We start from the raw sequence: 14,455 nt of genomic DNA, 5'->3' as shown, positions 1-14,455 counted from the left end.
ACCTTTGCTTAGACAGCAAGGTGATTTTTTTATTATCATCATTTAAGAAACTGAAGAAAACTCTAATGCCTCTTCCTTATTAATAATTTCCCCCTTATATTTACCTTTCACCGAAATATCAATAATTGATTTATTTTCTGCTTCCATTTTCCCTAAAGAAAATATATATATTAAATCATCTTTTTTTAACATCCATTGTTTTCCGTGCCAAGGACCAGTTAACTTCTGTTCTGGTGACGCCAGTATTTCTCCAAAATATTCACATTCGCCTAGAGATGTTTTTACTGTATTCTTCTTCGTATTAATAACTACATATTTAAGGAGCTTTATACTTTCACTTGAAAAAATCTCTACTTCATGATCATTTTTTTTCTTGAATTTCAGCTTTCCATCTTTTGTATTAACCAATTTACTTTGATCAATTGCATTTAGTACAAACTCATACTCTTCTTTTGTAACACCGAAATTAGGGTGATATGGAAAACTTTTTTTCTCTGCATGTTCTTCTACATATTTTAAATACCATTCCATATTACTCGCTAGATGCTCTCTCATTCTTTGACCAATACTCCCTACCTTTTTAAGAGTATCTGGTTCCATCTCTATTGTCATAATATCCGCCGTCACTTCCGCATTCATAAGATGCGATGGAATATACTCTTCCACGCTATTCGCTTTACTCACTTCACTTTGACAACCAACTATAAATAGCGATATGAAAAAGATATATATTATTTTTTTATATTTCATTTCTATTCTCCACTCCATACATTATTCTTACTTAGTTTTATAGCGGTTTTCATTATAGTATAAAATCTTTATATTTTAATAAAATACATATACTTATGCAAAATTGCATAAGTATATGTATTCTTCTTACTTTAAAATTAGCTTAAATCACTTTCCAAATTATACAAATAACAAGTTAAAAATGTTATAATTTTCAAAAAACATTGGAGGATATTATGAAAGCCCACGCAATTTTCGATTTCTTACATTTACTAGTCTTAACGCTGAAAAGCTATTATGTATGGGGAATGCCTATCTATGTCTTCATTATTCCTCTTATCTTTGTAGTCGGTTATATTATTATTAATTCTAATAAGAAACAAAAAAATACATCTATTCAAAGTCACTAATCTATTACCTTAATAGCCTCCTAAAAATCATATTCCCCTCATTTTCTTCAAATGATATGATGAACAAGGGTAAATCCCCACCACTCTTATAGCGGTGGGGATTTTAATGTCAATATGCAACATACTACACAATAGAAGGTGATTTTTATGAGAAAATACGCAGCAATTGCTTTATGTACGTCTGCCATTCTAGCAGGCTGCAATACTAGCAATGTAAGCCAAGAACCTAAAAAAGAGAAAAAGGTTCAAGAAGTAGCTATACAAAAAGAGGCTCTACAAGAACAAGGTAAAATTTCTTATACTCCCATCACACACGAATCTACAAACACAAGTATTCATATTACAGACTTAAAAGATTCTTTAAATGAAGTACAATATAAAATTTGGCGCACAGCTGATGGAAAGGAACGTGCTAAATCTTTTTCTTCTAAAGAAAAGGAGAAACAATTTACAATTCCTTTTGACATAAAAGAATTTGAAGGAAAACGCGGTGAGTTCCAAATTGAAGCAACAGGAATGAAAGAAGATGGGAAAACAATCCCGCTTACGAAATCTACTATTACTTTCGAACAAAAGGTTCCTGTTCTTATGTATCACGCAATCGATGATTATCATGGTCAAGGTATTAAAGACTTATTCGTATCACCAGCTAACTTTGAAGCACAAATGAAACATTTAAAAGACAATGGTTATACGCTTTTAACGTTTGAACGCTGGGGTGATATAAATAAAGTAAATAAGCCGATTTTCGTTACATTTGATGACGGTATGAAAAATAATATGAATGCATTTCGCGTTTTACAAAAGCTAAAAGATGATACTTTTAAACCGGCAGCAACAGAATATATGATTGTTGATAACGTTGATGTAGAAGGAGCATTGTCTACTTCTGAAATAAAAGAAATGGTTGATTCCGGCATTTTCTCGGTGCAATCTCATACTGCAACACATGCAGACTTACCGAAAATTACAAACTATGAGGAAGAGTTAAAAGGTTCAAAAGAAAAACTAGAAAAAATAACAGGTAAGCCTGTTATCGCGATTGCTTATCCATTCGGTCATGTAGATGATAAGGTTGTTACAGAAACGAAGAAGTATTATCAATTTGCGACGACGACAAAGCCTGGGCAATTCATTACGAAGGGTGAACCTGATGAATTGTTAAAGATGAAGCGCGTTCGTATACACCATACAACGACTGTAGAGCAGTTTGCTTCTTCAATTAAGTAAATATAAGGGCTCAATACATTTTGAGCTCTCTTTTTACTTTATATTTATATATATTTTTAGAATTTTCTTGTATTATATATAGTAAGAAATCTTTCAAATTAAAGGAGATTATACATATGTCATTTGAACAAACGTTAGAGAAATATGCTGCTCTTGCAGTTAATGTTGGTGTTAATATTCAACCTGGACAAACTTTATCAATTAGTGCACCTCTTGAAGCTGTACAATTTGTACGCCTCGTTACAGAAAAAGCATATAAATCTGGTGCAAAACACGTATATGTAGATTGGAATGATGAGACGTTAACACGCTTAAAGTTCGATCTAGCTCCTGAAGAAGCTTTCGCTGAATTTCCATCTTGGAAAGCACATGCTCGTGAAGAATTAGCAAAAGAAGGCGCTGCATTTATGTCTATCTATGCAGAAAACCCTGATTTATTAAAAGGTGTAGAAGCATCGCGTATTGCAACAGCTCATAAAGTAGCTGGAGAAGCAATGAAAGTATACCGTGATTACGTACAAGCAGATAAAGTAAGTTGGTGTGTCATTTCTGTTCCTACGAAAGAATGGGCTGCGAAAGTATTCCCTGACGTAGCGCCAGAAGAACAAGAAGCAAAGTTATGGGATGCTATTTTCAAAGCTACTCGTGCTGATTTAGAAAATCCTGTAGAAGCATGGAAAGAACATGATGAAACATTACATACAAAAGTGGATTACTTAAACGAAAAGCATTATAAAGCTCTTCACTATACAGGTCCTGGAACAGATTTAACAATCGAACTTCCAGAAAAACATGTATGGGCTGGTGCTGGTAGCTTAAATGAAAAGAACGTACCATTTATGGCTAATATTCCAACTGAAGAAGTATTTACAATGCCACTTAAAACAGGTGTAAACGGCCAAGTTTCTAGTACAAAACCGTTAGTATTTGCAGGTAATATTATCGATAATTTCACGTTAACATTTGAAAACGGGCGTATCGTAGACTATAAAGCTGAAGCTGGTGAAGAAGCTTTAAAACATTTAGTAGAAACAGATGAAGGTTCTCACTTCTTAGGAGAAGTAGCTTTAGTACCTCATGACTCACCAATTTCAAACACAAATGTTTTATTCTACAATACACTATTTGACGAAAATGCATCTTGCCACCTTGCAATCGGAAATGCTTATGCATTTAACTTAGTTGGCGGAAAAACAATGTCTAAAGAAGAACTTGCTGAAAACGGCGCAAACGCTAGTATCACACACAACGACTTCATGATTGGATCAGCTGAGCTTGATATTGACGGTATTACTGCTGATGGCAGACATGAGCCTATCTTCCGTAAAGGTAACTGGGCGTTTTAAATTTATTACCATAAAGAAACACATTGGATAATCCAATGTGTTTCTTTATTTATTTGGTCTCAATTCAAATTTTATCGTTCTATTTTCATGCGTAAACTCCGGTCTATACGTAGCGATATACGTATTTTCTTTCGCTACGTCAAATAGCATGATATCTTGAATTTTTTCATCTGGTGCTAACTTTTTACTAATAAAGCTATCAGGGTTATTATATTCTTTAAATCTTGTACCTTTCTTATCGGTAATCTCAAATTCATAAAATGCAAAAGGTATTTCCTTTTTACTATTATTTTCTACTTTGAAAATAATCCCCAAAATCTCCTCTTTCTTTTTATTCTCATCATAATCCGGATATCCTAATTTAACTGAATCGATAGTTACTTGCAAACCATCTACGTCTACTGTCTCCCCTATTTTATACACTTTATCTTGAACATCTTCTTGTTTACTTTCATTACTATCTTTAGTCTCAGTGCAAGCACTTAAACTAAAAGCTATGCCAAAAATTAAAACAATTTGACTTACCTTTTTTAACATACTCTTTCCTCCACATAAGACAATATTTCATATGTATCATAACAAAACGCTTTACTCTTTCTTGTCATATTTTGTCGTATTAATTGTTAACTGCACAAATAGAAAAAAGCTATCTTCTACAAAAGATAGCTTTCATGATGCCGATGAAACCTTAAGCCCAATGACACCCAAAACAATAAAAAGAATACAAAATGCTTGAAATAAACTAATATGCTCTTTAAAAAAGTACACACTAATGATTGTAATAAGTAATGTTCCAACGCCAGACCAAATAGCATAAGCAATACTTAAATGAATCTTTTTCACAACGATGGCAAACACGCTGAAACAAATCCCATAAAACACGAAAATCAGTACACTTGGAACGAGCTTTGTTAAACCATTTGATAGTTTCATCGCAATTGTTCCAGCTACTTCAAAAATAATTGTAACAAGTAATAATAGCCAATATACCATACTAGAATCTCCTTCTCTGTTACCTTATAGAGATTCTAGTATACTACTTATAGTCCCAATGAAATATATTTAATTTCTAAATATTCCTCGATGCCGAAATGGCCTCCTTCACGACCGATACCACTTTCTTTAAATCCACCAAATGGTGCTTGTGCAACTGATGGAAGTCCATCGTTTAGACCGATAATACCGTACTCTAACGCTTCACTAATTTGGAATGCTTGGCTAATGTCTTTCGTGAAAATATACGCAGCTAAACCGTATGGTGTATTGTTTGCACGTTCGATTACTTCATCAACTGTTTTAAATTTCGCAACTGGTGCCACTGGTCCAAATGTTTCTTCATTCATACAAAGCATCGTATCATTTGCCAACCCAATTACAGTCGGTTGAATGAAATGTCCCTCTAACTCTGCGACCTTTTGACCACCATATAAAACTGTTCCACCTTTTTGAATAGCATCTTCAATATGTTCTTGTACTTTTGAAACTGCATTCTCATCAATAAGTGGCCCGACAGTCGTTCCGTCACCGAAACCGTCTCCTACTTTCAACTGCCCTACTGCCTTTTGGAACTTCTCTACAAATACTTCGTATACTTCTTCTTGAACGAATACTCGGTTTGTACATATACACGTTTGTCCTGCATTACGGAATTTCGAACCAATCACCGCTTCTACTGCTTTATCTAAATCTGCATCATTCATTACGATAAACGGAGCGTGTCCCCCTAACTCAAGCGAAACTTTTTTCATCGTTTGCGCCGCACTAGCCATTAACTCTTTCCCGATTTCCGTTGACCCTGTAAAGGACACTTTTCGAACGCGACCATCTTCCATCCATGTATCAGCAATTGCTTTTGCACTACCTGTTACGATATTGATTACGCCCTTTGGAATATCTGCTTCATGGGCTAATTCAGCTAATTTCAATGCAGTTAATGGCGTTTGACTTGCCGGTTTCACAACGGCTGTACAGCCTGCTGCAAGCGCTGGGGCTACCTTTCTCGTAATCATAGCAGCTGGGAAGTTCCAAGGTGTAATAGCTGCCATAACGCCAACTGGTTGCTTCATAACTAAAATGCGCTTATTCGGATGAGCAGCAGGAATCATTTCACCATATACGCGTTTCCCCTCTTCTGCATACCATTCAACAAAACTGTTTGCATAATTTACTTCACCAAGCGCTTCTGCAAACGGCTTCCCTTGTTCCTTCGTCATAATCGCTGCGATCTCTTCTTTATTTTCATCAATAAGCATGAACCACTTTTTTAACTTCGTTGCACGATCTGCTGCCGTTAACTTAGACCACGTTTTAAAAGCTTCATGTGCAGCATCAACAGCTTGCTTTGCCTCTGTTACTCCGCCTTTTGGTACAGTTGCAAATATTTCCTTCGTCGCAGGATTATTTACTTCAATTTGTTCTTGTAGTGTAATCCACTCACCATTTATATACATCGCCTTTTTATCTATACTTACGAAAGTCGCCTTTTTATCCAATGTTTTCTTCCTCCTCTATGAACTTCTTAATTTTTCTAGTAGCAGCAGATTGACTAATTTGCAAAAACTCAGCCACTTTATAACTTGATCCATACGTTTTATACGCTTTAAGAATTATATTTCTCTCTACCTCTTCCAGCATTTTATAAAGGCTTTGCCCCGATTGTTCAACTGCAGCCTCTTGCATAGAGAGTGGCAAATCCTCTACCGTTACAACATCATCAACAGTAATAACAATTCTCTCAATTACATTCTCTATTTCTCTATTGTTCCCTTCCCACGGATATCCAACAAACATTTGTAACGTACTCGGCGCTAGTTTCACATCACGTCCGTACTTTTTATTAAAGTGCTGCAAGTAATGATAAATAAGCGGCAAAATATCTTCTGTTCTTTCCCTAAGCGGGGGAATTGCAATTGGAATGACATTCAAACGATAGTATAAATCTTTCCGAAATGTTCCTTGTTTCACCATCTCGCTTAAATCTCTATTTGTTGCCGCCACAATTCGAACATCTACTTTTTTTAATTCTCTTCCGCCTATAGGACGAAATGTTTTTTCTTGCAATACTTGCAAAAGCTTCGCTTGAATTTCAAGCGGCATTTCACCGATTTCATCTAAAAAAAGAGTTCCTTTATGCGCGGATTCTAATAGTCCCTTTTTCCCTTCACGATTCGCACCTGTAAAAGATCCACCTGAATATCCAAAAAGCTCCGATTCAATTAAATTAGTTGGTAATGCCGCACAATTAATTTCATAGAAACTTTCATGCTTACGGTGACTCACTTCATGTAAATGGCGTACTAATCGACTTTTTCCTACTCCAGTCTCGCCTAAAACGAGAACAGTACTATCCACTACAGATACTTTTTTGATTGTATCGACTATTTTTTGCATAGCTAGACTTTTAAAAATAAGTCCTTCATGCTCATATGTTTCTCTTAATTCTTTTTTATATGTTTTTAGCTGATTATCCATTTCCTCTACCTTTTGACGTAATTGATAGAGTTCAGTAAGGTCGCGAGAATAACTAATCACTCTTCTTAAATTTCCCTCATCATCAAAAACAGGCCTTGTACGAACGTGTAAATACTCTCCTGATTTTGTCGTTTGAACGAGTTCAATTGGCCTCTTTTTTTCAATCACTTCTAATGTCGCTGATGGATAAAAGATTCCATCCTTTTGTAGTTCTTTTACATGCTTACCAACTAACTCTTCTGCAGCTAGTTGGTAGTGCCTTTCACATGTACTATTTACACGTACAACGATCCCTTGCTCATCTGTAACAAAAATTTCGTCAAACGCATATTCAAATACATCTTTTAAATCCATTAACACTCGTTCCTTTTCTGCAACCATCCTAGCCACCCCTAACTTCAAATCCATCGATCCACTTCACTACCTTTATTATAAAGTGAATTTTCTGCATTTAATATAGAGTCAGCTAGAATGTTTGCTATTTATACTTCAGTTTTTAAACGCGAGCGATGTTTGTTTGCTCATAACAAGCTTGCAATGATTCTTCAATTATTGTTAAACCTTCTTCAAGTTGCTCATCTGTAATAACTAAAGGCATTAACACACGGATAACATTTCCATATGTCCCTGCTGATAATAACAGTAACCCACGCTTATTTGCTTCTGCACATAGATTAGCCGTTAACGTTTTGTCAGGTGCTTTCGTCTTACGATCTTGAACGACCTCAAATGCACACATTGCGCCTAACCCACGCACATCACCGATGCAATGATATTTATTTTTCATCTCTTCGAATCGGTTCATTACGACTTTTCCTAATTCTATCGCTCTATCATTTAATTTCTCATTTTCTATTACATCGAGAACAGCTAATGCAGCCGCACATCCTAATGGACTTCCTGCATACGTTCCACCAAGTTCACCTGGTGCAGACTCATTCATAATTTCTTTACGTCCAATGACACCACTTATCGGTACACCAGCACCTAATGATTTAGACACTGTAATTAAATCTGGAACGACATCATAGTGATCAATTGCAAAATATTTTCCTGTACGACTAAAGCCTGTTTGTATTTCATCCGCTACAAATAAGATGCCGTTCTCTGAACAAATGCGGCGTACTTCTTGAACAAATTTCTTACTTGGGACGATAAATCCACCTTCCCCTTGAACAGGTTCCATTACAACAGCTGCAATTGTTTCTGGTGCTACTTCCGATATGAAGAAGTTCTTAAACTCTTCAATAATAAAATCATCATACTGCTCTTCCGTTAATCCCTCTGGGCGACGGTATTCGTATGGAAATGGCGCTTTATATACTTCTGGAGCAAAGGGACCAAACCCAAATTTATATGGCTTCACTTTACTTGTCATCGTCATTGTCATTAATGTACGCCCGTGGAAACCTTTAGAAAATGCGATAATACCAGGTCTCTTCGTATATTTACGAGCGATTTTCACCGCGTTCTCAACTGCTTCTGCACCACTATTTAAAAACAGGACTTGCTTATCGAAACTTCCTGGTGCCAATGCCGCAAGCTTTTCTGCTAATTCAATATATGGCTCATACATCATGACGTTAAATCCAGTATGAATGTATTGATCGACTTGTTTATGGAGCGCTTCTTTAACCGTTGGATGACAATGCCCTACGTTAATTGTCCCGATTGCTCCTGCAAAATCAATGTACTGATTGCCATCAACATCTGTTACAAGAGCACCATTGGCAGATTGTACAAACGTTGGGATGCCGTTACTTACTCCTTTTGGTACTATATTTTGACGGCGTTCTAATAAAGATGCCGCTTTCGGTCCTGGAATTTGTTCATTTACTTTAGCAAATTTTTTTGTGTTCATTGCGTACCCCATCCTTTTCTTTACATTGTTTTCTCTTTTTATTGCAAAATATATGCCAACTTTCTTTTCTAGCATTTATCCTATATTCTTTGTATCCAGGCATAAAAAATAAGTCTATAAAGACTCATTAAGAGTCTTTATAGACTTATTTTCCTTACACATTAGACTTTTCTTTCTCCCAGAAAAACTCACCCGATTGAGAAATAAACTCTCCAACAGAATCTAACACTAAATCAGCAAGTGGTTCTAATGTTGGACGGTCTCCTGTACCAGATAGCACCCCAATTGCATAGCAATCGCCATTTTTAGCTAAATGTAAATCAGTTGGCGTATCTCCAACAACCGCAACCTCACATGATTCTAAATTAAATTTCTCACAAAACACTTCTATAATCTTTTTATCTGGTTTTTGCGCAGGGAATGTATCCGAGGCTATAATATAATCAAAAAAGTTCTCCAACTTATATTGTTTTAAAAATAATTCTGTTGGTGCGAAATCATCCGCCGTGACAACCCCTAATATAAATCCTTTATCTTTTAATGCCTGTAACACTTTCGGTAAGTCTGCTGTCATTTTCATATGCGAACGATGCTCATACATAAGGGAAAATAACTTCTCACTTACCCACTGATGCATCTCTTCTTCTCTAGCAGACTCAATATAATTACAAAGCCCCTTCGCTACATCAAGGCTTGTTCCAGCAGCTATTGCACTCCTTGGATTAACAAATGCTCCCTCTACACCAATCTCTTCTAATAAGGTCTGCCGCATTGTACTTGGTAAATGATATAAACTTATACATTCAGCTACAAGTTCTTCAGCTACTTTTATCCATATTGAATGAAAATCCATTAATGTCCCATCTTTATCAAATAATATCGCCTTTACCTTCTCCATAGCATCCTACCTCTCGTTTCTTATCTCCTCCAGTGTATCAATAAAATATGGATGTAAAATAAAAGAATTGTAAAAATACCATAAAAATCAAACTAACTCCCAATTTACAATTCATTTTAACAAAGTAAAAAAGGATGCCTTTACAGGGCATCCTCTTGATGTTCAGGAACAAATAGTTCTAAACAATGATATATATTTTCGAATTCCATCGGTGCATCTCCACCATACTCACCATCTAAATTAATCATTAGTTTATCTGGTGAATGTACTTTAATGCGGTTCGCTTGTGTATATAACACTTTTGGATTATTAATATGTTCACCACGTTGTGCTTGTGTTGCTGCTTTAATTAAATCAGCGATAGAACCTTTTTTCAGTACTAATAGGTCAAATAACCCATCGTTAATAGATGCATACGGTGCTACCTTTTCAAATCCACCTACTGAACGAGTATTCGTAATTAAAAACATCGTAATTTCTTCTTGTAGTAACTTTCCATCATACTCAATTTCAACATATGTCGGATGCAATGATGGTAACATCTCGATACCTTTTAGGTAATAAGCAAGCTGCCCTAATACTGTCTTTAACTTACTCGGTACTTCGTATGTTAATTCTGTAATACGACCGCCACCAGCGATGTTAATAAAATATGTATCGTTCGCTCTACCAAGGTCTAATGGCACTGTTTTTCCTTCGCAAATAATATCTGCTGCCTCTTCAATAGAACGAGGTACACCAATTGCACGTGCAAAGTCATTTGTCGTTCCAACTGGAATAATTCCAAATTTCGGACGGAATTCATGCCCAACTAAACCGTTTACTACTTCATTTAACGTACCGTCGCCACCAGCCGCAATAACAACATCAAACTTACGATCCGCAGCTTGCCTCGCCGCCACAGTAGCGTCTCCAGGACCCGTTGTCGCATGACAAGATGTCTCATAGCCAGCTTGTTCTAATTTTTGTAATACTTCTGGTAAGCTCTTCTTAAATAGCTCACGCCCAGAAGTAGGATTATAAATAATTCTTGCTCGCTTCATCATTTATTAGCACAGGAAATTTCTTTATGTATCGAAAAAGAACATACTGAACTTCTATTCAGTATTCCCATGCCTACCTCCTCTCATCTTGCTATCCTTCTTTTATCCCGCTCAAACAGGCAGTAAGAACCCGATTCGTGTAGTCCATCAAAAGTAAATATTCATTTCAATGGTTTTTTATTTGACCCCAAAATTTATCCCGCTATTTGCGGGCAGTAAATGCCCGATTGGTGAGGGCTAATAATCAGTGTTGGATGAACCTCCCACTGATTAAAGTTTCACTTTATTTCTATCCATTCTTCCATAAAAATTTACATATAACGAATAATAACTATCTATTATTTCATGAGATGAAAAAAACCTCTATGTTTAGATTTATCATTATTCCCACCTTTTTGCAACTATCATACCATAGTTGCTATACAAACATTTTTCCACTTTTGACAGTTAATCAAACGTTTGTTTAAACGATTTTGTCTCATTTAAACAAACGTTTGATTAACCTAGAAAAACACCCATGTACGGGTGTTTTTCTGCTTAATCTTTAAAAGTTACTACTATTATCGCTTATTAATCTCTTCAAGTAAGATTTTGTTAACAAGCGGTGGATTTGCTTGTCCTTTTGTAGCTTTCATAATTTGACCAACTAAGAAGCCAATTGCACGGTCTTTACCGTTTTTAAAGTCTTCGATAGATTGCTCATTATTATCAAGAATTTCTGTTACAACTTTACGAAGTGTACCCTCGTCAGAAATTTGAACAAGACCTTTCGCTTTAACGATTTCTTCTGGGTCTCCACCTTTTTCAATTAATTCATTAAATACTTTCTTCGCGATTTTAGAAGAAATTGTACCTTTTTCAATTAATTGAACCATTTTAGATAAACCAGCAGGCGTTAATGCAACGTCTTTTAATTCTTTTTGTTGTTTGTTTAAGTATGCAAGTACTTCACCCATTAACCAGTTCGATGTTAATTTCGCATCAGCACCGTCTGCAACAGTTGCTTCAAAGAAATCAGACATCTCTTTCGTTAATGTTAACACGTGTGCATCATAAGCTGGTAAGCCTAGTTCTGCAACGTAGCGAGCTTTACGTGCATCTGGAAGTTCTGGAATAGAAGCTCGAACTGCTTCTTTCCACTCATCATCAATGTAAAGTTCAACTAAGTCTGGCTCCGGGAAGTAACGGTAATCGTCAGATCCTTCTTTCACACGCATTAAGATTGTTTTCTTCGTTGCTTCATCATAACGACGTGTTTCTTGTTGGATGATACCACCAGATAACAGTTCTTTTTCTTGGCGCACTTGCTCGTGCTCAAGACCTTTTTGTACGTAAGTGAATGAGTTTAAGTTTTTCAGTTCCGCTTTTGTACCGAACTTCTCTTGTCCAACTGGACGAAGAGAAATGTTCGCATCACAACGTAAGGAACCTTCTTCCATCTTACAATCAGATACACCAGTGTATTGAATGATTGATTTTAACTTCTCTAAGTATGCATATGCTTCTTCTGGCGTACGCATATCTGGCTCAGATACGATCTCGATTAAAGGCATACCTTGACGGTTGTAGTCTACTAATGAACCATCAGCTGTATGCGTTGATTTACCAGCATCTTCTTCTAAATGAAGACGTGTAATACCGATACGTTTCTTTTTACCGTCTACTTCGATTTCAATCCAACCATTTTCACCAATTGGCTTATCAAATTGAGAGATTTGGTAAGCTTTCGGGTTATCTGGATAGAAATAGTTTTTACGGTCAAACTTCGTTTCCGTTGCGATTTCACAGTTTAATGCCATTGCAGCTTTCATCGCAAAGTTAACTGCTTCTTTATTTAAAGTAGGAAGTACCCCTGGGTATCCTAAGTCAATTACACTTGTTTGTGTATTTGGCTCCGCTCCGAATTCTGTTGGACTCGCAGAGAAAATTTTCGAATTTGTTTTTAACTCAACGTGAACCTCTAAACCAATAATTGTTTCTAAATTCATCTATGCTCGCCTCCTTACAGACTTGCTTTTTTTGTATGATAGTCTGTTGCTTGCTCAAACGCATGTGCAACGCGGTAAATTGTCGCTTCATCGAAGTGTTTACCAATGATTTGTAGACCAAGTGGCATGTTGTTAGCACCGAATCCACATGGAACTGAAATCGCTGGAACACCCGCTAAGTTTACTGGAATTGTTAAAATGTCATTTGCATACATTGTCATTGGATCGTCAACTTTTTCTCCCACTTTAAATGCCGGAGTTGGTGTTGTTGGTCCAATAATAACATCATAGTTAGCAAATACATTTTCAAAGTCGTTCTTAATTAATGTACGTACTTGTTGTGCTTTTTTGTAATATGCATCATAGTAACCAGAGCTAAGAGCAAATGTACCAAGCATAATACGACGTTTAACTTCATCACCGAAACCTTCACTACGTGTGTTTTTGTAAAGATCTAATAAGTTATTTACATTATCAGAACGAACACCGTAACGCACGCCATCAAAGCGTGAAAGGTTAGCAGATGCTTCAGAAGAAGATAGTAAGTAATACGTTGCTAGAGCGTATTTAGAGTGTGGAAGAGATACTTCCTCCCAAGTTGCGCCCATACCTTCTAATACTTTTAAAGCAGCTAGTACTGACTCACGAGCTTCTTCGCCAACACCTTCGCCTAAGTATTCTTTCGGTACAGCAATGCGTAAACCTTTAACATCGCCTGTTAAACCAGCTAAATAGTTTCCAACTTCAACGTTTGCAGAAGTTGCATCCATGCGGTCAATACCTGAAATAGCTTGTAATAAGTATGCATTGTCTTCTACTGTACGTGTAATCGGTCCGATTTGGTCAAGTGAAGATGCGAATGCTACTAATCCGTAACGAGATACGCGTCCGTAAGTTGGTTTTAAACCTACAACACCGCAATATGCAGCTGGCTGACGGATAGAACCACCCGTATCAGAACCTAGAGAGAATAGTACTTCTCCTGCTGCTACAGCTGCTGCAGAACCACCACTAGATCCGCCTGGAACGTAATCTAAGTTCCATGGGTTTTTCGTAGCGTAGAATCCTGAGTTTTCATTTGAAGAACCCATTGCGAACTCGTCCATGTTTAATTTACCGATTGTAATTGTGTCAGCAGCTTTTAGCTTTTGCACAACTGTCGCATCATAAATTGGATCGAAGTTTGCTAATATTTTGCTTGCACAAGTTGTACGAAGACCGTTAGTTACAATGTTATCTTTTACACCAATTGGCATACCGAATAATAAACCATTATCTTCAGCGCCGATTTTTGCATCTAATTCTTTCGCTTTTGCGCGTGCATTTTCTTCATCTAATGTAAGAAAGGCTTTTACGTTATCTTCAACATCCGCAATACGTTTGTAAGATTCTTCTACTAAATCCGTAACGGAAATTTCTTTGTTGTTTAACTTCTTATGTAACTCTGATACTGAATGATCAAATAATGACATCGAAATT

Annotated in this window: 13 protein-coding genes; 3 read left to right on the top strand and 10 right to left on the bottom strand. The window is 36.4% G+C overall.

The window, feature by feature from the left end; translation table 11 throughout:
- Window positions 1-42: 42 nt before the first annotated feature.
- The gene (locus tag BLT20_RS21630; protein ID WP_000875593.1) at window positions 43-750 is read right to left on the bottom strand and encodes a hypothetical protein; all 708 of its coding nucleotides are present in this window, start codon (window positions 748-750) and stop codon (window positions 43-45) included.
- 215 nt (window positions 751-965) lie between these two features.
- Here BLT20_RS21630 and BLT20_RS30620 point away from each other — a divergent pair, with 215 nt between their 5' ends.
- From BLT20_RS30620 to BLT20_RS21620, 3 genes are all read left to right on the top strand, one after another.
- Window positions 966-1,139, top strand: a complete 174-nt coding sequence (locus BLT20_RS30620) for a hypothetical protein (RefSeq protein WP_000643592.1) — start codon at window positions 966-968, stop codon at window positions 1,137-1,139.
- 147 nt (window positions 1,140-1,286) lie between these two features.
- On the top strand, window positions 1,287-2,369 hold the full coding sequence (locus BLT20_RS21625; RefSeq protein WP_001233731.1) for a polysaccharide deacetylase family protein: 1,083 nt from the start codon (window positions 1,287-1,289) through the stop codon (window positions 2,367-2,369).
- Window positions 2,370-2,485: 116 nt separating this feature from the next.
- The gene (locus BLT20_RS21620) at window positions 2,486-3,715 is read left to right on the top strand and encodes an aminopeptidase (RefSeq protein ID WP_000007349.1); all 1,230 of its coding nucleotides are present in this window, start codon (window positions 2,486-2,488) and stop codon (window positions 3,713-3,715) included.
- A 45-nt stretch (window positions 3,716-3,760) separates the two neighbouring features.
- Here the strand turns inward: BLT20_RS21620 and BLT20_RS21615 are convergent, their stop codons facing one another.
- The 9 genes from BLT20_RS21615 to gatA all read right to left on the bottom strand — a co-directional run bounded on the left by BLT20_RS21615 (window position 3,761) and on the right by gatA (window position 14,448).
- The gene (locus tag BLT20_RS21615) at window positions 3,761-4,252 is read right to left on the bottom strand and encodes a DUF4352 domain-containing protein (RefSeq protein WP_000915110.1); all 492 of its coding nucleotides are present in this window, start codon (window positions 4,250-4,252) and stop codon (window positions 3,761-3,763) included.
- 132 nt (window positions 4,253-4,384) lie between these two features.
- Complete coding sequence (locus BLT20_RS21610) at window positions 4,385-4,708, bottom strand: DMT family transporter (protein ID WP_000263262.1); 324 nt, start codon at window positions 4,706-4,708, stop codon at window positions 4,385-4,387.
- Window positions 4,709-4,755: 47 nt separating this feature from the next.
- Window positions 4,756-6,207 carry an NADP-dependent succinate-semialdehyde dehydrogenase gene (gabD, locus tag BLT20_RS21605; RefSeq protein ID WP_000358124.1) on the bottom strand — a complete coding sequence of 484 codons (1,452 nt, stop codon included), beginning with the start codon at window positions 6,205-6,207 and terminating at the stop codon, window positions 4,756-4,758.
- A complete protein-coding gene (locus BLT20_RS21600; RefSeq protein WP_000225136.1) occupies window positions 6,200-7,567 on the bottom strand; it encodes a sigma-54 interaction domain-containing protein in 1,368 nt (455 codons plus the stop codon). The genes gabD and BLT20_RS21600 overlap by 8 nt, the downstream gene beginning before the upstream one ends.
- A 115-nt stretch (window positions 7,568-7,682) precedes the next feature.
- On the bottom strand, window positions 7,683-9,047 hold the full coding sequence (gabT, locus tag BLT20_RS21595) for a 4-aminobutyrate--2-oxoglutarate transaminase (protein WP_001093019.1): 1,365 nt from the start codon (window positions 9,045-9,047) through the stop codon (window positions 7,683-7,685).
- Window positions 9,048-9,201: 154 nt separating this feature from the next.
- Window positions 9,202-9,945: an HAD family hydrolase gene (locus BLT20_RS21590; RefSeq protein ID WP_000416672.1), complete on the bottom strand. Its 744-nt coding sequence runs from the start codon at window positions 9,943-9,945 to the stop codon at window positions 9,202-9,204.
- A gap of 140 nt (window positions 9,946-10,085) precedes the next feature.
- Window positions 10,086-10,991, bottom strand: a complete 906-nt coding sequence (locus BLT20_RS21585) for a diacylglycerol kinase (protein WP_000977679.1) — start codon at window positions 10,989-10,991, stop codon at window positions 10,086-10,088.
- A gap of 557 nt (window positions 10,992-11,548) precedes the next feature.
- A complete protein-coding gene (gene gatB, locus BLT20_RS21580; RefSeq protein WP_001047685.1) occupies window positions 11,549-12,976 on the bottom strand; it encodes an Asp-tRNA(Asn)/Glu-tRNA(Gln) amidotransferase subunit GatB in 1,428 nt (475 codons plus the stop codon).
- 14 nt (window positions 12,977-12,990) lie between these two features.
- Entirely contained in the window at window positions 12,991-14,448 is a 1,458-nt protein-coding gene (gene gatA / locus BLT20_RS21575) for an Asp-tRNA(Asn)/Glu-tRNA(Gln) amidotransferase subunit GatA (protein WP_000051433.1), read from the bottom strand.
- Window positions 14,449-14,455 lie beyond the last annotated feature (7 nt).

The organism is Bacillus sp. cl96 (assembly GCF_900100505.1).
Taxonomy (GTDB): domain Bacteria; phylum Bacillota; class Bacilli; order Bacillales; family Bacillaceae_G; genus Bacillus_A; species Bacillus_A cereus.
This window is presented reverse-complemented; position numbering and strand designations above follow the sequence as displayed.